Origin of the sequence: Hydrogenophaga pseudoflava, from assembly GCF_004353865.1 — a bacterium.
Classification (GTDB): domain Bacteria; phylum Pseudomonadota; class Gammaproteobacteria; order Burkholderiales; family Burkholderiaceae_C; genus Hydrogenophaga; species Hydrogenophaga pseudoflava.
Genome location: NZ_CP037867.1, coordinates 1860524 through 1878985 on the forward strand (window position 1 = coordinate 1860524; position 18462 = coordinate 1878985).

Here is an 18462-nt window from a genome sequence, read left to right on the forward strand (position 1 = left end):
ACAGGAGCAGACCATGGGCGAACAGAGTTTTGGCGGTGTGCACTGGATCGAGCAGCACGCGCAGCGGCTGGCGGTGATGCCCGGTGCCGGCGGCGGTGTCGTGGCCTGGCAGTGGGTGCGCGGTGGCGAGCCGGTCGACCTCTGGCGGGCGTGGGACGGCCGCACCCCGCGCATGCAGGCGCTGGCCAGCTACCCGCTGCTGCCCTGGTCCAACCGCATCAGCGGCGGCGGCTTCGAGCACGCCGGGCGCTTCCATGCGCTGGCGCCCAACACGCCCGACGACCCGTACCCGATCCATGGCGACGGCTGGCTGCAGCCCTGGCAGCTGACCCGTTCCAGCGAGGACGGCGTGCAGATGCAACTGCGCAGCGCCGGCTTTGGCGGCAGCCCGTACCACTACGAGGCCAGCCAGTCCTTCACCCTGGTCGACGGGGGCATGGTGCAGTCGCTGAGCGTGACCAACCGGGGCGAACATCCGCTGCCCTTCGGCCTGGCCCAGCACCCCTGGTTCACGCGCACACCCGCGTGCCGCCTGAGCGCCCGCGTGGGCGGCGTGTGGCTGGCCCGTCCCGACAAGATTCCCACCGGCTACACCGCCGACTTCCCCGAAGGCTGGAACCTGGGCCAGGGCGCGCGGGTGGACCGGCTTGTGATCGACAACGGGTTCGGTGGCTGGGACGGCGCCGCGCTGATCGAATGGCCCGAGCGCGACCTGGCGCTGCGCATGCACAGCACGCTGACGCTGCCCGACGGCTCGCAGGCGCGCCCGGACTGCCTGCTCTACGCGCCGGCCGAACCGCCGGTGTTCTGCTTCGAGCCGATCAGCCACCCCATCGACGCCGCGCATTTGCCCGGCCAGCCCGGCTGGACCGAGGTCGCGCCGGGCCGGTCCATGGCGCTGGTGGTGGAGTGGCGCTTCAGCAGCTCACCGGCAGACTGGTCCGCAGCGACTGCGTGATCGCCTGGCCGATGCGCGTGGCCTCGGTCGCGTCATTCAGCGTCAGCGGCGCCGGGCGCTCGCCGCGGCAGGCCGCCACGAAGGCCTCCATCTCCAGCCGGAAGGCGTCGCCGAAGCGCGCGAAGAAATCCGGCAGGGCGCGGTGGCCCACGCCGTTTGCATCGCGGTACTGCACGCGGCTCAGGTGCGCGCCCATGCCCACCTGCAGCGTGCCGGCTGTGCCGATCACCTCGGTGGTGGAGATGAAGCGCAGCGTGCGCGGCAAGGGCACGAACACGCGCTATGTCTGCGACATCCTGCCGCACGACGACCCGACCGCGGCGCACCTGCTGGTGGTGGAGGTGATGACGCCGGCCAGCCATTCGAGCAGCTACCCGCCGCACAAGCACGACCAGGAAACGCCGCCCACCGAAACCCAGCTGGAAGAGACCTACTACCACCGTCTCAACCCGCCGCAGGGCTTTGCCTTCCAGCGCGTCTACACCGACGACCGCAGCCTGGACGAGGCCTGTGCGGTCGAAGACCACGACGTGGTGATGGTGCCGCGCGGTTACCACCCGGTGGTGGCGCCCCACGGCTACGACCTGTACTACCTCAACGTGATGGCGGGGCCGAACCGCTTCTGGGTGTTCAAGAACGACCCCCAACATGAGTGGATGTTGAAATAGGGATCACCCCCCTGCGCCGCTGACGCGGCTTCCCCCCTCTCTGGCGCGCCTTCGGCGCTTGGATGGGGGACCACGCCAGTGGCCCGGCAAAGCCGGTTCCACGGCGTGCGCTGGAAGGACTGCCCCTCTCTCCGGCGTGCGTGTCTGCACGCCAAGGGCATCGCGGAACCGGCTTCGCCGGGCCGCAGATGCCGTCCCCCCTCCAAGCGCCGAAGGCGCGCCAGAGAGGGGGGAAGCCGCGTCAGCGGCGCAGGGGGGAGACGCTGGTTCTCAGGGGGGTGTTACCCAAGTTCGTGACGATCTGCGGCGGCGTAAAGGTCTTGCGCGAACGCCGGGTCGCTCTGGGCCACGTCGTCGGCCATGGCGCGCAGCTGCTCGGCTTCTTCGAAGCGGGTCAGGGGGCGGGCCGTCTTGGCCGTGCGCGAGTCGAACCAGCCGGCGAACATTTCGCGGACGGTGCTCAGAAAGTGGGCGGAATGGGAAAAGGTTGCAGTGCTCATGACACGCTCCTGATGACAACGGCGGATTTGCTGCACTGCAGTATAGGGTAAACCCTAGGTTTTGTGTCGTGATGTATGTCCGGTGTTTTGGGGAGCGCTCTCCAGATCGCCGAACCCGTCCGCCAGCGCCTCGCGCAGGAAGTTCACCAGCGCCGACACCGCCAGCGGCACGTGGGCCGAATATGGGCGGATCGCGTAGAGCCGGTCGGCGAACGAGCCCACCGGCGTCCAGCCGGGCAGCACCTCCACCAGCTTGCCGGCTTTCAGGGCCGCCTGCGCGCTGAAGTCCGGCAGCAGCGCGATGCCCAGCCCGTCCAGGGCCGCGTCGCGCAGCGCCTCGCTGTTGTTGGCGGCCAGCGAGCCGCGCACCTGGACCGTCACGCGCTCGCCCAGGCGAGCATCGCGCGGCTCCAGCGTCCAGGCCGGGTTGTCCTGCGAGCGCGGGTAGTGCAGGCAGTTGTGTTCCACCAGATCGGCCGGGTGTTTCGGCGTGCCCTGGCGCCGCAGGTAGGCGCGGTTGGCCACCAGCACCGAGTGCGTGGCGCACAGCGTCCAGGCCACGTGCGTGTCCGGCGGGTGGGCGGTGTGGCGGATCGCGAGGTCGAAGCCCTCGGTGGCCAGCGAGGACAGCCGGTCCGACAGGTTCAGCTCGATGCGCACCTCCGGGTGCTGGCGCAAGAACTCGGCCAGCCGCGGCACCAGCTGCTGCCGCGCCAGCGCCACCGGCGCGGTCAGCCGGATCAGGCCGCGCGGCGCACCGGCCAGATCGCGCACCTGGGCCACGCTCTGCGCGATCTGGTCGAAAGCCGGGCGGGCCTGGTCGGCCAGCCGCTGGCCGGCCTCGGTCAGGCGCACGCTGCGCGTGGTGCGCTGCACCAGGGCCACGCCGGCCAACCGCTCCAGCTCGGCGATGCGCTGGCTCATGGCCGCCTTGCTCACACCCAGCCGCGCGGCAGCGGCCGTGTAGCTGCCCTGCTGGTCCAGCACAGTGAGCCAGTGCACGTGGCCCCACAGCTCATGGATCTTCTGTTCGTTCATGGCCCGATTGTTCATTAATGTGAACAATCAATTCAAGGTTTCGGTCTTGTATCGACAGGGGGTGCTTCCTAGACTGCGGGCATTCATCCACCGGAGACACATTCATGAACGCACGCCACCCCGCCGTCACCGACATTCCGCACTACGTGGCCGGCGCCCGCTTCGCCGGCAGCGCCACGCGCAGCCAGACCGTGACCAACCCCGCCACCGGCGCCGTCACCGGCCAGGTGCCCCTGGCCAATGCCGCGGACGTGGACGCCGCGGTGGCCGCCGCGCAGGCCGCGTTCCCCGCCTGGTCCGACACGCCGCCCATCCGCCGAGCCCGCGTGATGTTCAAGTTTCTGGAGCTGGTCAACCAGCACAAGGACGAACTGGCCCACGCCATCACCGCCGAACACGGCAAGGTCTTCACCGACGCGCAGGGCGAAGTGGCCCGCGGCATCGACATCATCGAATTCGCCTGCGGCATCCCCCAGCTGCTCAAGGGCGACTTCACCGACCAGGTCTCCACCGGCATGGACAACTGGACCATCCGCCAGCCCCTGGGCGTGGTGGCCGGCATCACGCCGTTCAACTTCCCGGTCATGGTGCCCATGTGGATGTTCCCGGTCGCGATTGCCGCCGGCAACACCTTCGTGCTCAAGCCCAGCCCGACCGACCCGACCCCGTCGCTGATGATCGCCGACCTGCTCAAGCAGGCCGGTCTGCCGGACGGCGTGTTCAACGTCGTGCACGGTGACAAGGAAGCCGTGGACGCGCTGCTGGTGCACCCGGACGTGAAGGCGATTTCCTTCGTCGGCTCCACCCCCATCGCCAACTACATCTACGAAACCGGCGCCCACCATGGCAAGCGCGTGCAGGCCCTGGGCGGCGCCAAGAACCACATGGTGGTGATGCCCGACGCCGACCTCGACCAGGCGGTGGACGCCCTGGTTGGCGCGGCCTACGGCTCGGCCGGCGAGCGCTGCATGGCCATCAGCGTGGCGGTGCTGGTGGGCGACGTGGCCGAGAAGATCATGCCCAAGCTGATCGAGCGCACGAAGACGCTGAAGGTGCTCAACGGCACCAACCTGGCCGCCGAGATGGGCCCCATCGTCACCGCCGCCGCGCATACCCGCATCAGCGGCTACATCGACGCCGGCCAGGCCGAAGGCGCGCAGCTGCTGGTCGATGGCCGCGGCTTCGATGCGAAGCAGGCCGGTGAGGGCTGCGAGGGCGGCTTCTGGATGGGCGGCACGCTGTTCGACCACGTGACGACCGACATGAAGATCTACAAGGAAGAGATCTTTGGCCCGGTGCTCAGCTGCGTGCGCGTGGCCGACTTCGGCGAAGCCGTGAAGCTCATCAACGACCACGAGTTCGGCAACGGCACCAGCTGCTTCACCCGCGACGGCAACGTGGCGCGCGAGTTCGCCCGCCGCATCCAGGTGGGCATGGTCGGCATCAACGTGCCGATCCCGGTGCCCATGGCCTGGCAAGGTTTCGGCGGCTGGAAGAAGAGCCTGTTCGGCGACATGCACGCCTATGGCGAAGAGGGCGTGCGCTTCTACACCAAGCAGAAGTCAATCATGCAGCGCTGGCCGGAATCGATTGGCAAGGGCGCCGAGTTCGTGATGCCGACGGCCAAGTAATCTTTTTTGACTGTCTGGATGGCCTCGTTGCGCTTTGGCGTGGCGAGGCTTTTTTCTTTGGCTGCTTCTGCGGCGGGTCTGAGTTGGGGCGGAGGGCTGCGCTCATGTCCCCCGGACCGGGCTTTGCCCGGTCCTCCTCCTTTACTTCGCTTCGCCCTCCACCCCAGCTCAGACCTGGATTTGCGTCGGTGCACCCATCGGGGATCGCGTGCTTGTCGAGTCTTCTCGGGATGGCGGGGTCAGGGTCTCGTTTCGACCCGGAGGCGTCATTCGCAACAGGGCGAAAGGCTGGCGGCCCTTTCATCGTCTGTAGCCGGCAGGTCCCGTGGCACAAGTTGGCGATACGCCGCTAGACTGCCTCGCGATGGCGACCGTGGAGTGCCGGAGTTGCCGATTCTGTTATACCTGTTCATGCATACAGATTTGTGCTGTACTGAATTGATTTCAAAGAACTTTTGGAGGTGTCATGCGACTTTGTTTAACGACTGCGTCCAATGTTATCCGCCGTTTTGCGGGATATATCTAAGTTATGTCTCAGTATTGGCCCTGCAGAAGTATTCAGCCTCAGCTGTACAAAACGGAAACGGCAGAATGAAAAGTTATCTCACGCTGTGTGTCATTTTGGCAGGCTGTGCCTTCGGTATAGGATGGCAAGGCTACCGTTTAGAGCGGGCTAGGGAACTGCATTGGGTCTCTAAGCGTAACGAACGTGAGTACGACAGGAGAGGCATCGCATTAGCCGCCTGCGGTCTTTTGTTAGCATTGGGGTTCCGTGTGATCGAATGGTTATCCGGTCCTCTCGATATCACGAATATTCAATCTTATATGGCCATCACTGTTTTCGTTCTTGCTCTTCTCTTTGGTACGTTTCTTTCAAAAGGAACCTACGTAGATAATCTTGATAGACCTTATGGTTGGCGCAATACTGCGTCTTCCCCAAGGCCATGAGACTTAACATGGCAGTCGACACCGACGTCCTATTGGCTGTTTTCTCCAGCCTACGATCCGCGGGTCACTTTTTTGCGTTAGGCGCGTATGGAACTAATCGCAATCGTCAAAGAGGCATGGGGCTGGACTGGCCTAGAGCCTAGCCAAATCGTAGGAGATAACGATTTTGGCAACCTTATGGTCAAAGATCAGAACGAACGCTACTGGCGCATTTGCCCAGAAGATCTCTACTGCAAGATTGTTGCACGGTCGAGAGAGGAGCTTGATCGACTTTCCCAAGACCAAGAGTTCCTACGGGACTGGCATATGAGCGATTTGGTTCAACAAGCCCGTCAGAGCCTCGGCCCACTCCGTCCTGGCTTCAAGTACTGCCTCAAAATTCCGGGCGTACTTGGCGGAGAGTATGGCGGTGACAACCTCGCTACCATCTCACTGAGCGGGCTCATCTCCGCATCAGGCGACATTGCTCAACAAATTGAGGATCTGCCAGATGGCGCACAAGTCAAACTTAGCATCGTCGGCTAGCGCGCCTAACAATTCATATATGGACTCCCCCTCAACAGCAAGAGCCTGACCGATTGGGGACCTTGGGGTAGAGCATCTGCAGTCGTATATCCGGCATCTGGAGTGGGATCGTGTCTGTCCCGTGCCGACATGGAATCTGCGCCACCGCGTCGCCACACGCTGCAAGCGGCAGGCAAGCTGCCGGAAGAGTTATCGGCGTAGTGCGGTGTGGGAGGAACCCGGTTGGCCATGATGGTCGATCAAACCCGTCGCAAGGTGAGATGGGGGGTGAAGAGAGCAGCTCAGACGAGATCAGGCCGGCAGGGCGAAGCTCTGCCGGCTTTGTTTTTTGTTCAGCCGGGCGGCTTCGTCAAACGGCGCGTGGTCGCGCAGCGTGGCGTAGCAGATGCGCGCGAGCTTGTTGGCCAGGGCGCAGGTGGCCTTGTTGTGGTTGCTGCGGTCCTGCACCTCCAGCGCCCAGCGGCGGATGCCGCAAACGTCCTTGCCCGCCCCCTCGGCCACCTTGGCCGCGCGCAGCACACTGCGCGCGCCGTGCGTGAGCAGCATGCGCAGGTAGCGGTCGCCCTTCTTGGAGATGCGGCCCAGGTACCGGCTCGACCCCGAGCTGTATTCGCGCGGCGTCAGGCCGAACCAGCTGGAGAAGTGGCGCGCGTCCTGGAAGTGGGTGACGTCGCCCGACGTGGCGGCCACCAGGGCGGTGGCGGTGAGCAGCCCGATGCCGGGGACTGAGAGCAGCAGCGTGCAGGCAGGGCTGTGGCGGGCGACGCTGGCGAGCTCGCGCTCGACCTGGGCGATGCGCGCTTCGAGCAGGCGGATCTCTTCGAGCAGCATGCCGGCGGTGTGGCGGATCAGGTCGGGCACGGCCGAGCGCGGATCGGCCAGCACGCGGCCGATCATCTCGACCCCGGTGCGGGCACCCTGCGGGATGGTGATGCCGAACTCGCGACAGAAGCCGCGCAAGGCGTTGATGCGCGAGGTGCGCGTGCCCATCCAGAGCGAGCGGATGCGGTGCAGGCCCTGCAGGGCTTGTTGTTCAACAGACTTCACGCGCACGGGGCGGATGTCGGCAGCGCGTGCGGCTTCGAGCAACGCGGCAGCGTCGGTGGCGTCGGTCTTGTTGCGCCGGACGTAGGCGCGCACGTACTGTGCGGGCAGCAGGCGAACGGAGATGCCCAGACCATTGAGCCAGCGTGCCCAATGGTGGGCCGAGCCGCAGGCTTCCATGATGACCAGGGATACAGATCGGTTGGCAAACCAGCGCTCGAACTGGGTGCGCGTCAGGCGCTGGGTTTCAACGATGCGCCATTGATCATCGGCAACAGCGATCTGGAAAACGGATTTGGCCAAGTCGACGGCCACGGTAGTAGCATGCATCTCGGACTCCTTTCGTTTGTTGAAGACCTGATCCCCACGCCAATGAAGACCAGTGCGCGTTTCTCGCGCAAACAAACGGGGGAGTCCATCCCATCATTCAAGCCGACGCCGCTTCGCGGCGCGGCTTAATTCAAGCGTTAGGTGCCCATATGGACGTGTTGGAGTTTTGGGATCGAAACGGAGTGGAGACTTTGGTCGTCGATGCAGCCAAGGTCAGTACTCTGCTGCCGTTTGTTAACCCTGAAATTCCGTGGGTTTGGATCTTCGGGCACGGTCCTTCTCAAGTTTGGGATTGGTGGGAGTCATCGCTTCCGGTCAAAAAGTGCGGAAAGAGCATTGCGGCGGAATTTCGCCGCGTTCGCTATGACATGCAGTTGCCAACTCAGCGATTTCTTGAGGTTGCTGCTGAATTCGAAGAGCTTGGACTAGACCTAGTTCAAAGCTCTAAGAAAATGCCTAACTCCCTAGATCTGTCGCGTATCCCACAGGAGCAACAGAGCAAGGTGCTCCGCAGCAATGGAGCCTTCCTAAGGATCTACCTTCCACATGCCGTGGAGACGGCACATGTGCAGTGCTATGAAAAGGGATATCTTTCTCGGGTGTTAGCACCTAACAAATCGGCCCAGAACGGACGGCCTACAGCCTCCGCTGGCCTTAATCGTTAGGCCTCGCATGAAGCATCTTCTGGCTGCAATGCTCTGTGTCTTCTGGCTGGCTGTCGCTTATCTTCCGTTGGCGCTTGATCGAGAGGTAACCAATTTCATGGTCGAGCGCAACTGCATGCCCGGTTCGGACTGCTTGGCTATGGCCATGCCACTCATCATTCAAGTTGGTCTCGTCGGCTGGGCTGCACGCGTTCTGCTTTGGCCTCTCGCCGCGTGGAATCTTGGGGGCCGCTGGCTCTGGTCGCGCATCCGCAAATCAAGCCAAATGCCTGGGAGCGCAGCTTGAGCCGCGCGACGAGGCCTAACAGGTTCGTCAACACGGACGCCTGCGGGCGTCCGCCGGCTTCGCCGGCCCTTTCCGCAGTCGCCGGTTACGGCCAACGTTGAGCGTCCGCTCCTGGCCGAAACAGGTCAATCTGAAAAGTGAATGACCGCCGCCACGCGCGCCAACCCCCGGACCGGCGCACCGGGGTGCTCTGCAGAGCGAAGTAAAGGAGGAGACGGCCGCAGGCCGTCGGGGGACATGAGCGGCGCAGGGCGCCCCGGTGCACCGGTCCAGCGAGCGAGGCGCCGCGCGGCGGCGCACGGGGCCCTGCCCAACGGGACAGGGGTCGACTGCGGGCTGTCTGGTGGACGGGAGGCAGTGCCGAAGAACCTTAAGGTTCGGGCAGCTTCGACAGCTCCAGGCAGATCTCCTCTTTCAGGCGCAGCAGGTGGGGGGCGAGGGTCTTGATCCAGCGTTCGGGCGGTTCCTGCGTGGACATGCTGACGTTGACGACGCAGAGACCTTCCGAGGACGGGAACGCGGTGGCCAGCGCCAGAACCTCGGGCTGCCAGCTGGCCCAGCAATAGCCTTTGGACTTCATGCTCTCCATCGACGCCCCGATGGCCTTTTTGACCTCCGGCCAGTGCCGGCCATTGCGTTTTTTGAAGATGGGCTCCAGCAGCCGGTAGCGGCCCGCGGGCGCCGCCGCCAGGTACGCCCGGCCCAGCGAGGTGAGTTCCATGGGCACGCGCTGGCCGGACACGACGTTGCGCAGGGCCACGCGGCGGTTGTAGCGGATCGATTCCAGATAGACCATCTCGTCCCGGTCGGGGTAGGCCAGGCCGACGTTGATGCGCTCGCGCTCGGCCAGCGCGCGCATGCGGGGCGCGGCGATGGCCAGCACCTGCGAGCCCGATCGCATCGCATGCCCCAGGCTGAGCACCAGCGGCGCGAGCCGGTAGGCGCGGCGGGCGCGGTCCTGCTGCAGCAGGCCGGCCGCGACCAGGGTCTGGGTCAGGCGGCTCACCGTGGAGTTGGACAGGCCGGTGCGCTCCGCGATCTCGCTGTTGCCCAGCAGGTCCGACCCCGGCCGGAAGGCGCGCAGGATGTCGGCGCCGCGCAGCAGGGAGCGGTTCGCGGCCGATCGTCCAGGGTGTTCTTCGAGCGGATTCATGGCGCGCCTTTCGAGGGTTTGCCCAGGTGTCTGGGCAGCATTTCACTCGTTCACAAGGTCATTCTAAATTCCACTGATTGGAATTGAGAGGGTCTCAAAGAGGCCATGCACCCATAAGCTCAGGACTCGCCCAACCGGTCGATGCGGCGCCGAACCAGAGGCAGCTCCCGACCCCTTTCCACCCAGGAGACACCCATGAAACTCTTTTCCATTTCCCTGCGCAGCTTGGCCAGTGGCCTGTGCCTGAGTCTGGCGGCCTTCGCCGGTGCGGCCCATGCCGAGTACCCGGCGGACAAGCCGGTGCGCATCGTCGTGCCGTTCGCCCCTGGCGGTGGCACCGACCTGATTGCCCGCACCCTGGGCCTGGGCATGTCGCAGGCGCTGGGCCAGACGGTGATCGTCGAAAACAAGCCCGGTGCCGGCACGGTGATCGGCACCGACCTGGTCGCCAAGAGCGTGCCGGACGGCTACACCCTGGTGATCGCCACCATGGCGCACGCGGTGAACCCCAGCCTGCTCTCCAAGCTGCCCTACAACAACGACACCGCGTTCGCGCCGGTGAGCCTGGTCGGCCGCGGGCCGAACGTGCTGGTGGTGCGCACGGAAAGCCCGTACAAGTCGGTGAAGGACGTGCTGGACGCGGTGAAGTCCGGCAAGAAGCTGACCTACGCCTCCCAGGGCAACGGCACCTCGGCCCATCTGGCCGGTGAAATGTTTGTCAACCTCACCAAGGCCGACCTGCTGCACATCCCCTACCGCGGGGCGGGCCCGGCCATGAACGACCTGCTCGGAGGCCAGGTGGACCTGTTCTTCGGCACCGCCGCCGCGGTGTCCAGCATGGTGGAGCAGGGCAAGCTGCGTGCCCTGGCGGTGACCACGCCCGAGCCGTCGCCCGCGTTCAAGGGTGTGCCCACCGTGGCCGCCACGGTGCCGGGCTACTCGGTGGAGAGCTGGTACGGCTTCTTTGTGCCCGCCGGCACGCCGGCCCCCGTGATCGCCAAGCTCAATGCCGCCATCAAGAAGGCCGCGCAAAGCCCCGAGTTCGTGAAGAAGGTGGAGCACGAAGGCCTGGTCGTCAACGCGTCCGATCCCGCGGAGTTCGACCGCTATGTGAAGACCGAAGAGGCGCGCTGGAGAAAGATCGTCAAGGAAAACAACATCAAGGCCGACTGAACCCGGATGCCCGACATGGACTACACACTGATCGAACTGACCGTGAGCGAAGGCGTTGCCACGCTCACCCTCAACCGCCCCGACAAGCGCAATGCCATGAGCGACGACATGCGCTCGGAATTCATCCACGCCCTGGAGTCGGTGACCGCCGACAAGGCGATCCGCGCCCTGGTGCTCACCGGCGCCGGCAAGGGCTTCTGCGCCGGGGGGGACATCAGCGGCATGCAAAAGCGCATGAACGCCCCGGCCGGCGAGGTGGGGTTCAACGGCTGGCACCGCCAGCAGCGCGTGCACCACACGCAGGCCCTGCTGCACACCTGCCCCAAGCCGGTGATTGCGGCCGTGAACGGCGCGGCCTCGGGCCTGGGGGCCGACACCGCGCTGGCCTGCGACTTCATCATCGCCAGCGAGTGGGCGAGCTTCGCCTGGTCCTATGTGCTGCGCGGCATCATCCCGGACGGCGGCGGCATGTACTTCCTGCCGCGCCGTGTGGGCCTGGCCAGGGCCAAGGAACTCATCTTCACCGGCCGGCGGGTCTTGGTGGACGAGGCGCTGGCGCTGGGCATCGTGGACCGCAAGACCGGCGCCGACACCCTGCTGGCCGACGCGCAGGCCTGGGCCGCCGAGCTGAGCCAGGCCTCCGGCACGGCCATCGCGCTGACCAAGACCATCCTCAACCAGAGCTTCGAGCTGAGCTCGCACGACGTGTTCGCCCAGGGCAGCCAGGCGCAGGGCATCTGCTACACCAGCAGCGAGCACCGCGCCTCGGTGGAAGCGTTTCTGGCCAAGACCGCCGGCAAGGAGTGAACACCATGGATGCGCCCGTTTTCGCTCCCACGAACGCCATTGATCGCCTGCTCCAGCCGCGCAGCGTTGCCATCATCGGCGCCTCGGCCGACCCGACCAAAACCGCCGGCCGCCCGGTGGCCTACCTGCAGAAACACGGCTTTGCCGGCCGCATCCTGCCGGTGAACCCCAAGGCCGACCGCATTGGCGACCTGCCGTGTTACCCCGACATCGCTTCGTTGCCGGAGACGCCCGATGTCGCCATCGTGCTGCTCGGTGCCGAACGTGCCCACCTCGCGGTGAAAGAGCTCTCGGCGCGCGGTTGCGCGGCCGCCATCGTGCTGGCCAGCGGCTACACCGAGACAGGTGAAGACGGCGCGCGCCGCCAGAAGCAGCTGGTGGAGGCGGCCGGGTCCATGCGCATCCTGGGCCCCAACACCATCGGGCTGGTGAACCTGACCGACAACATCGTGCTCTCGGCCACCGGTGCGCTGGAGATGGACGAGTTCCCTGTGGGCGGCATCGGTGTGGTGTCGCAAAGCGGCGGCATCCTGGGCTCGCTGCTGTCGCGGGCCGCGGCGCGCGGCATCGGTTTGTCCAAGCTGATCTCCACCAGCAACGAGGTGGACCTGGAGCTGGCCGATTTCATCGACCACCTGGCCGACGATCCGGCCACGCAGGTGATCGCGCTGTACGTCGAGACCGTGCGCGACCCCGCCAAGTTCCGGGCCGCCTGCCTCAAGGCGGCGAGCAAAGGCAAGCCGGTGGTGGCCTTCAAGATCGGCCGCTCGGAAGCGGGTGCCCAGGCCGCCGTGTCGCACACCGGTGCCATGGCCGGCGCCGACCGCATGTACGACGCGCTGTTCAAGCAGGTGGGCGTGATCCGTGCGCAGACCTTCAACGACCTGCTGGACATCCCCGTGGCCCTGGCGACCGGCCGCCACATGCGCGGCCAGCGCGTGGCCATTCTCACCAGCACCGGCGGCGCCGGCACGCTGGTGTCCGACGACCTGGGCGTGGCTGGCTTCGAGACACCCGCGCCCGACGCAGCCACGGCCGAGGCGCTGCGCGCCCTGCAGACCGGCAGCGAAGCCGTGCTGGACCGCAACCCGATCGACGTGACCCTGGCCGGCCTGCGGCCCGACCTGCTGCGCGGTGCCATCCGCGCCCTGCTGGCCAGCCCGAGCTACGACGCGCTGGTGATCATCGTCGGCTCGTCCAGCCTGGCCATGCCCGAGCTGATGGCCAACGCCATCCGCGACTGCCTGCCCGATTCGGACAAGCCGGTGATGGCCTATGTGAGCCCGCACGCGCCCGACGTGGGGGCCCTGCTCACGCGCCACGGCGTGCCCGCCTTCGCGGCGGCCGAGAGCTGCACCGCGGCGCTGGCCGCCATGTTCAGGGTCGGCGGCTTTGTGGCGCCCGTCGAAGAGAACGACACGGTGGGTGTCGTCGACACGGGCGATCTGCCTTCGGGCTCGCTGGACGAGGCCCAGGCCAAGCAGCTGTTCGCGCGTTTCAACGTGCCCTGTGCGGCCGAGCGCATCGTCACCACGCCGGCCGAGGCCGAGGTCGCGGCGCGCGAGCTGGGCGGCCGCGTGGTGCTGAAGATCCTCTCGTCGCAGATCACGCACAAGAGCGATGTGGGTGGCGTGGCCATCGGCCTCACACCCGAGACCGTGGGCGAGCGCCTGGTCACCATGACCGCCGATGTGCAGGCCAAGGCCGGTGTGCGCCCGGACCGCTTCCTGGTGCAGGAGATGGTGGGCGGCGGCACCGAGCTGATCCTGGGCATGCACCGCGACGCGCTGGGCACGGCGGTGCTGCTGGGCATGGGTGGTGTGACGGCCGAGCTGTTCAAGGACACCACCATGCGCCTGCTGGCGCAGGATGGCCAGGGCCTCAAGGCACTGAGCCGCGCCGAGGCACTGTCCATGGCGAAGGATCTCAAGACCTGGCCGCTGCTCGACGGCTTCCGGGGCCGGCCCAAGGCCGACGTGGAGGCGCTGGTGGACGCCATCGTGGCGTTCTCCCGCATGGCGGCCCAACTGGGCGACCGCCTGGTGGAGGCCGAGATCAACCCCGTGTTCGTGCGTGCTCAGGGTCAGGGCGTGAGCGCCGCCGACGGTGTGGTCGTGCTGGCCTGAGGACGCTTTCATGACGCCACGCGTGCACCTGGAACGGGACGGCGAGATCGCTGTCATCGTGATTGACAACCCACCCATCAACGCCGGCTCGGCTGCCGTGCGGCAGGGGCTGATGGCCGCCATCGAGACCCTGCGCAACGACGACACGCTGGAAGGCGCGGTGCTCATCGGCGCCGGCAGCACCTTCATCGCGGGTTCCGACCTGCGCGAGTTCGGTCAGCCGCTGACCGAGCCGCAGCTGCCGGCTGTGATTGCGGCCATCGAGACCTGTGGCAAGCCGGTGGTCGCCGCGTTGCATGGCGCTGCGCTGGGCGGCGGCTTCGAGCTGGCGCTCGGTTGCGACGCGCGTGGCCGCACCGGGCACGGTGGTCGGTCTGCCCGAGGTGACGCTGGGCATCATCCCCGGTGCGGGCGGCACGCAGCGGTTGCCGCGCATTGTCGGCATTCCACGTGCGATCCGCATGATCTGCTCGGGCGAGCGGGTGCCCGCTGCGGCCGCGCTGGAGGCTGGTCTGGTGGACCAGATCGCCAGCAGTGATTTGCGCGCAACCGCGGTCGCGCACGCCCGGCAGCTCAGGGGAGAGAAGCGGCTGATGCGCGAACGCGATGTGCCGTCCACCCAGAGCGCGGAGGTGGGGGAAGCCACGACCGCTGCGCTCAAGGCCGGCAAGCGCCGGCCTGCGGTGCTGGCGGCCATCGACGCCATCACGGCGACGGCCCATGTCGGTTTTGATGACGGCCTGGCCGACGAACGCGCGGTGTTCCAGCGCTTGCGCGTCTCGCGCGAGGCGTTCGCGTTGCGGCACCAGTTCTTTGCCGAACGCGACAGCGCCAAGCATCCGTCCCTGGACGGCGCCGTGCCACGCGCCGTGGAACTCGTGGCGGTGATCGGCGCGGGCACCATGGGTTCGGGCATCGCCATCTCGGCCTTGGACGCGGGCTACCGCGTGCTGCTGCTGGAACAGGACGCCGCGGCGCTGGAGCGGGGGGCTGCGCGCATCCACGCGCACTACGCTGGCCGGGTGCAGATGGGCAAGCTGAATGCGAGTGGCGCCGCCGTGCTGGAGGCGCGGCTGCAGACCAGCCTGGACTGGGCCGAACTGGCCAGTGCCGATCTGGTCATCGAAGCCGTGTTCGAAGACCTCGGGGTGAAGCAGCAGGTGTTCCGGCGCATCGACGCGGTGGCGCGACCGGGCGCGGTGCTGGCGTCCAATACCTCGTACCTCGATCTGGACGCCATCGCCGCGGCCACGTCAAGGCCTCAGGACGTGATCGGCCTGCACTTCTTCAGTCCGGCCCACGTCATGAAGCTGATGGAAGTGGTGCGCGGCCAGGCGTCAGCGCCCGACGCGCTGGTCACGGGCCTGGCGCTGGGCAAGCGGCTGAAGAAGCGGCCGGTGCTGACCGGCAACGCCTTTGGCTTCATCGGCAACCGCCTGTACGCGGCCTACCGGCGCCAGTGCGAGTTCATGGTGGAAGAGGGCGCCTGGCCCGAGCAGGTCGACGCTGCGCTGCAGGCCTTCGGCTTTGCCATGGGGCCGTTCGCGGTGGCCGATCTGTCGGGGCTGGACATCGCCTGGCGCATGCGCCAGGCCGCCACGCGCGACCCGCGTGCACGCTATGTGCACATCCCCGACCGCCTGTGCGAAGCCGGTCGCCTGGGCCGCAAGACCGGTGCGGGCTACTACCGCTACCCCGAAGGCGGCAAGGGCCCGCAGGTGGACGAAGCGGTGCATCAACTCATCGCGCAGGCCCGCGCGGACAAGGGTCTGCAGCCCCGCGAGCTCGGCGACGACGAGATCGTGCGCCGCGCGCTGCTGGCCATCGTCAACGAGGCCGCGTTGCTGCTGGCCGAGGGGGTGGCCGAGCGCGCCACCGACGTGGATGTGGTGCTGGTCAACGGCTATGGGTTCCCGCGCTGGGAGGGTGGCCCGGTGTTCTGGGCGCACGAGCGCGGTGTCGATGCGCTGCAGGACGACCTGCGGTGGCTGGCCGGGCTCAGCGGACCAGGCTTTGTGGCCGGCGACCTGCGCCACCTGCTCACCACGGAGAACTGAACATGCACGCCGTTGAAACCTTCGCACGCTTTGCCACTGGCTTTGCCCGCACACCGTTGCCCGCCGAGGTGGCGCACCACGCCCAGCGCGCGGTGATCGACTGGTACGCCTCGATCTACCCGGGGCTGGACACGCCGGCGGTGCAGGTGCTGATGAAGACCCTGGCCGACGACCTGGACCGGGGCGCGGCGCAACTGGTGCAGGGACGAAGTGCCACGACGCGCGCGGCGGCCCTGATCCAGGGCACGGCCGCGCACGCCGCCGAGGTGGACGACAGCTTCCGCGATGCCATGTACCACCCCGGCGCGGCCACCATCGCTGCCGCGCTGGCGGTGGCGCAATCCAAAGGGGCGAGCGGCCCTGATTTCCTGCGCGCCGTGGTGCTGGGCTATGAAGTCTCCACCCGCATTGGCGTGGTGATGGGACGCCCGCACTACCGGTACTGGCACAACACCGGCACCATGGGCAGCTTTGGCGCCGCAGCGGCGGCGGCGAGCCTGCTGCAGCTGGACGAGGCCGCTTTCGCTCACGCGCTGGCCATTGCCGCCACCATGACCGCGGGTCTGCAGCAGGCCTTCCGCGGGGAAGCTATGGCCAAACCGTTGCACGCGGGGCGAGCGGCCGAGGCCGGCGTGCTGGCCGCGCAGCTGGCCGCGGGCGGCATGCGCAGCTCGCTCGACGTGCTCGAAGGTGAGTCGGGCCTGGGTCAGGCCATGAGCGAAGGGCCGGACTGGTCCGCCGTGGGCGCCACGCTGGGTCAGGACTTCCACATCACCCGCCTGACCTTCAAGAACCACATCGGTTGCGGTCACACCTTCGCCGCCATCGACGGCGCGCTGGAACTGCAGCGCCAGCACGGCTTCCGCCACGCGGACATCGAGCGCGTGGCGCTCGGCGTCTACCAGCCCACGCTGGACATCGCCCCCCACGTGGATCCGCAGAACGCCGATCAGGCGCGCTTCAGCCTGCACTACATGGTGGCCAGCGCGCTGGTGCATGGCAGCGTGCGCCTCTCAGCCTTCGAGCCGGAGCGGCTGAACGACCCGGCCACGCGCGCGCTGATGCAGCGCATCCACAAAGCGCTGGACCTCGCCGTGGACGCCGCCTTCCCGGGCCGGCGCGGTGCGCACGTGACCATCACCCTGCGCGATGGCCGCCAGCTCACGTTGCTGCAGCCCGACCGCAAGGGCGACCCGGAACTGCCGCTGTCCGACGCCGACCTCGAAGGCAAGCTGATGGAGCTGGCCACGCCGGTGATCGGCGAGGCGCAAGCCCGCGCGCTGCTCGCGCGCATCTGGCAACTGCACCAGAGCGCCCAACTTCCCTGAACGGAGACAACATGACCCACGCCTTCATCTGCGACGCCGTGCGCACCCCCTTCGGCCGCTACGGCGGTGCCCTCTCCAGTGTGCGCGCCGACGACCTGGGCGCGGTCCCGCTGCGGGCCCTGATGGAGCGCCATGCGCACCTGGACTGGGAAGCGGTGGCCGACGTGGTCTACGGCTGCGCCAACCAGGCCGGTGAAGACAACCGCAACGTGGCGCGCATGAGCGCGCTGCTGGCCGGCCTGCCGATGGCGCTGCCCGGTTCCACGGTCAACCGCCTCTGCGGCTCGGGCCTGGACGCGCTGGGCACGGCGGCGCGGGCGATTAAGAGTGGCGAGGTGGAGCTGATGATCGCCGGTGGCGTGGAGAGCATGAGCCGCGCGCCGTTCGTGATGCCGAAAGCGACCAGCGCTTTTTCGCGCGCCAACAGCGTCGAGGACACCACCATCGGCTGGCGCTTCGTCAACAAGCTGATGAAGGCGCAGTACGGCGTGGACAGCATGCCCGAGACGGCCGAGAACGTGGCGGCCGAGTTCCACATCTCGCGCGCCGACCAGGACCGCATGGCCCTGGCCTCGCAGACCAAGGCCCTGGCCGCGCAGCAGACGGGCGTGTTCGACGCCGAGATCGTGCCGGTCCATGTGCCGCAGAAGAAGGGCGAGGTCCTGGTGGTGAACCGCGACGAGCACCCACGCGCCACCACGCTGGAGGCGCTGACCAAGCTCAAAGGGGTGGTGCGCCCCGACGGCAGCGTGACCGCCGGCAACGCCTCGGGTGTGAACGACGGCGCCGCCGCGCTGCTGCTGGCCAGCGAAGCCGCCGCTGCGCGACATGGCCTCGCGCCGCGCGCCCGCGTGGTCGGCATGGCCACCGCCGGCGTGCCGCCGCGCATCATGGGCATGGGCCCCGCGCCGGCCACGCGCAAGGTGCTGGCGCTCACCGGGCTCTCGCTGGCGCAGATGGACGTGATCGAACTCAACGAGGCGTTCGCCGCCCAGGGCCTGGCCGTGCTGCGCGACCTGGGGCTGGCCGACGACGACGCGCGCGTCAATCCCAACGGCGGCGCCATCGCCCTGGGCCACCCGCTGGGTGCCAGCGGCGCCCGCCTGGCCACCACCGCCGTCAACCAGCTGCACCGCAGCGGTGGCCGCTACGCGCTGTGCACCATGTGCATCGGGGTGGGGCAGGGCATTGCGGTGGTGCTGGAGCGGGTGTGACCTGACCCGTT

At 67.3% G+C, this 18462-nt stretch carries 17 protein-coding genes and 2 pseudogenes; 14 read left to right on the plus strand and 5 right to left on the minus strand.

The window, feature by feature from the left end:
* Positions 1 to 13: 13 nt before the first annotated feature.
* Positions 14 to 958 carry an aldose 1-epimerase gene (locus HPF_RS09055; protein ID WP_133156397.1) on the plus strand — a complete coding sequence of 315 codons (945 nt, stop codon included), beginning with the start codon at positions 14 to 16 and terminating at the stop codon, positions 956 to 958.
* Here HPF_RS09055 and HPF_RS09060 read toward each other — a convergent pair.
* Entirely contained in the window at positions 918 to 1154 is a 237-nt protein-coding gene (locus HPF_RS09060) for a Gfo/Idh/MocA family oxidoreductase (RefSeq protein WP_243721767.1), read from the minus strand. The genes HPF_RS09055 and HPF_RS09060 overlap by 41 nt on opposite strands.
* A gap of 46 nt (positions 1155 to 1200) precedes the next feature.
* Here HPF_RS09060 and iolB point away from each other — a divergent pair.
* Positions 1201 to 1626 (plus strand): annotated as a pseudogene (iolB, locus tag HPF_RS09065) (5-deoxy-glucuronate isomerase); the annotation flags it as partial.
* A 281-nt stretch (positions 1627 to 1907) separates the two neighbouring features.
* Here iolB and HPF_RS09070 read toward each other — a convergent pair.
* Entirely contained in the window at positions 1908 to 2126 is a 219-nt protein-coding gene (locus HPF_RS09070) for a hypothetical protein (protein WP_066150828.1), read from the minus strand.
* 54 nt (positions 2127 to 2180) lie between these two features.
* The gene (locus tag HPF_RS09075) at positions 2181 to 3164 is read right to left on the minus strand and encodes a LysR family transcriptional regulator (protein ID WP_079365996.1); all 984 of its coding nucleotides are present in this window, start codon (positions 3162 to 3164) and stop codon (positions 2181 to 2183) included.
* Between the two features lie 104 nt (positions 3165 to 3268).
* Between HPF_RS09075 and HPF_RS09080 the strand changes: the two genes are divergently transcribed.
* The 3 genes from HPF_RS09080 (at position 3269) to HPF_RS09090 (ending at position 6268) form a co-directional block, all read left to right on the plus strand.
* A complete protein-coding gene (locus HPF_RS09080) occupies positions 3269 to 4795 on the plus strand; it encodes a CoA-acylating methylmalonate-semialdehyde dehydrogenase (RefSeq protein WP_133156399.1) in 1527 nt (508 codons plus the stop codon).
* A gap of 591 nt (positions 4796 to 5386) precedes the next feature.
* A complete protein-coding gene (locus tag HPF_RS09085) occupies positions 5387 to 5743 on the plus strand; it encodes a hypothetical protein (RefSeq protein WP_133156400.1) in 357 nt (118 codons plus the stop codon).
* An 87-nt stretch (positions 5744 to 5830) separates the two neighbouring features.
* Entirely contained in the window at positions 5831 to 6268 is a 438-nt protein-coding gene (locus tag HPF_RS09090; RefSeq protein ID WP_133156401.1) for a T6SS immunity protein Tdi1 domain-containing protein, read from the plus strand.
* Positions 6269 to 6559: 291 nt separating this feature from the next.
* On the opposite strand, the gene HPF_RS09095 is transcribed toward HPF_RS09090, so the two are convergent.
* Entirely contained in the window at positions 6560 to 7642 is a 1083-nt protein-coding gene (locus HPF_RS09095) for an IS110 family RNA-guided transposase (RefSeq protein WP_133156402.1), read from the minus strand.
* 149 nt (positions 7643 to 7791) lie between these two features.
* Here HPF_RS09095 and HPF_RS09100 point away from each other — a divergent pair, with 149 nt between their 5' ends.
* Together HPF_RS09100 and HPF_RS09105 are read left to right on the plus strand one after the other, a co-directional pair.
* Positions 7792 to 8307, plus strand: coding sequence for a hypothetical protein (locus HPF_RS09100; protein WP_133156403.1), 516 nt, complete (start codon positions 7792 to 7794; stop codon positions 8305 to 8307).
* Positions 8308 to 8314: 7 nt separating this feature from the next.
* Positions 8315 to 8593, plus strand: coding sequence for a hypothetical protein (locus HPF_RS09105; RefSeq protein ID WP_133156404.1), 279 nt, complete (start codon positions 8315 to 8317; stop codon positions 8591 to 8593).
* A 370-nt stretch (positions 8594 to 8963) separates the two neighbouring features.
* Here the strand turns inward: HPF_RS09105 and HPF_RS09110 are convergent, their stop codons facing one another.
* Positions 8964 to 9746, minus strand: coding sequence for an IclR family transcriptional regulator (locus tag HPF_RS09110; RefSeq protein ID WP_133156405.1), 783 nt, complete (start codon positions 9744 to 9746; stop codon positions 8964 to 8966).
* Positions 9747 to 9941: 195 nt separating this feature from the next.
* Here HPF_RS09110 and HPF_RS09115 point away from each other — a divergent pair, with 195 nt between their 5' ends.
* The 7 genes and pseudogenes from HPF_RS09115 (at position 9942) to pcaF (ending at position 18451) form a co-directional block, all read left to right on the plus strand.
* On the plus strand, positions 9942 to 10919 hold the full coding sequence (locus tag HPF_RS09115; protein WP_133156406.1) for a tripartite tricarboxylate transporter substrate binding protein: 978 nt from the start codon (positions 9942 to 9944) through the stop codon (positions 10917 to 10919).
* Between the two features lie 15 nt (positions 10920 to 10934).
* Positions 10935 to 11726: an enoyl-CoA hydratase/isomerase family protein gene (locus HPF_RS09120; RefSeq protein ID WP_133156407.1), complete on the plus strand. Its 792-nt coding sequence runs from the start codon at positions 10935 to 10937 to the stop codon at positions 11724 to 11726.
* A 5-nt stretch (positions 11727 to 11731) separates the two neighbouring features.
* Positions 11732 to 13852: an acetate--CoA ligase family protein gene (locus tag HPF_RS09125; RefSeq protein ID WP_133156408.1), complete on the plus strand. Its 2121-nt coding sequence runs from the start codon at positions 11732 to 11734 to the stop codon at positions 13850 to 13852.
* A gap of 10 nt (positions 13853 to 13862) precedes the next feature.
* Positions 13863 to 14141: pseudogene (locus tag HPF_RS24140) on the plus strand (enoyl-CoA hydratase/isomerase family protein); the annotation flags it as partial.
* Between the two features lie 58 nt (positions 14142 to 14199).
* The gene (locus tag HPF_RS09130) at positions 14200 to 15909 is read left to right on the plus strand and encodes an FAD-dependent oxidoreductase (protein WP_341785654.1); all 1710 of its coding nucleotides are present in this window, start codon (positions 14200 to 14202) and stop codon (positions 15907 to 15909) included.
* 2 nt (positions 15910 to 15911) lie between these two features.
* Positions 15912 to 17237: an MmgE/PrpD family protein gene (locus HPF_RS09135; protein ID WP_133156409.1), complete on the plus strand. Its 1326-nt coding sequence runs from the start codon at positions 15912 to 15914 to the stop codon at positions 17235 to 17237.
* Between the two features lie 11 nt (positions 17238 to 17248).
* Positions 17249 to 18451: a 3-oxoadipyl-CoA thiolase gene (gene pcaF / locus HPF_RS09140; RefSeq protein WP_079366005.1), complete on the plus strand. Its 1203-nt coding sequence runs from the start codon at positions 17249 to 17251 to the stop codon at positions 18449 to 18451.
* Positions 18452 to 18462: the final 11 nt, after the last annotated feature.

Bases quoted from the DNA above. Each gene is read 5' to 3' on its own strand.
- HPF_RS09075 (WP_079365996.1), bottom strand. From the start codon at position 3,164: ATGAACGAACAGAAGATCCATGAGCTGTGGGGCCACGTGCACTGGCTC.
- HPF_RS09110 (WP_133156405.1), bottom strand. From the start codon at position 9,746: ATGAATCCGCTCGAAGAACACCCTGGACGATCGGCCGCGAACCGCTCC.
- HPF_RS09135 (WP_133156409.1), top strand. From the start codon at position 15,912: ATGCACGCCGTTGAAACCTTCGCACGCTTTGCCACTGGCTTTGCCCGC.
- HPF_RS09090 (WP_133156401.1), top strand. From the start codon at position 5,831: ATGGAACTAATCGCAATCGTCAAAGAGGCATGGGGCTGGACTGGCCTA.
- pcaF (WP_079366005.1), top strand. From the start codon at position 17,249: ATGACCCACGCCTTCATCTGCGACGCCGTGCGCACCCCCTTCGGCCGC.
- HPF_RS09120 (WP_133156407.1), top strand. From the start codon at position 10,935: ATGGACTACACACTGATCGAACTGACCGTGAGCGAAGGCGTTGCCACG.
- HPF_RS09055 (WP_133156397.1), top strand. From the start codon at position 14: ATGGGCGAACAGAGTTTTGGCGGTGTGCACTGGATCGAGCAGCACGCG.
- HPF_RS09060 (WP_243721767.1), bottom strand. From the start codon at position 1,154: ATGGGCGCGCACCTGAGCCGCGTGCAGTACCGCGATGCAAACGGCGTG.
- HPF_RS09080 (WP_133156399.1), top strand. From the start codon at position 3,269: ATGAACGCACGCCACCCCGCCGTCACCGACATTCCGCACTACGTGGCC.
- HPF_RS09085 (WP_133156400.1), top strand. From the start codon at position 5,387: ATGAAAAGTTATCTCACGCTGTGTGTCATTTTGGCAGGCTGTGCCTTC.
- HPF_RS09115 (WP_133156406.1), top strand. From the start codon at position 9,942: ATGAAACTCTTTTCCATTTCCCTGCGCAGCTTGGCCAGTGGCCTGTGC.
- HPF_RS09070 (WP_066150828.1), bottom strand. From the start codon at position 2,126: ATGAGCACTGCAACCTTTTCCCATTCCGCCCACTTTCTGAGCACCGTC.
- HPF_RS09100 (WP_133156403.1), top strand. From the start codon at position 7,792: ATGGACGTGTTGGAGTTTTGGGATCGAAACGGAGTGGAGACTTTGGTC.
- HPF_RS09125 (WP_133156408.1), top strand. From the start codon at position 11,732: ATGGATGCGCCCGTTTTCGCTCCCACGAACGCCATTGATCGCCTGCTC.
- HPF_RS09095 (WP_133156402.1), bottom strand. From the start codon at position 7,642: ATGCATGCTACTACCGTGGCCGTCGACTTGGCCAAATCCGTTTTCCAG.
- HPF_RS09105 (WP_133156404.1), top strand. From the start codon at position 8,315: ATGAAGCATCTTCTGGCTGCAATGCTCTGTGTCTTCTGGCTGGCTGTC.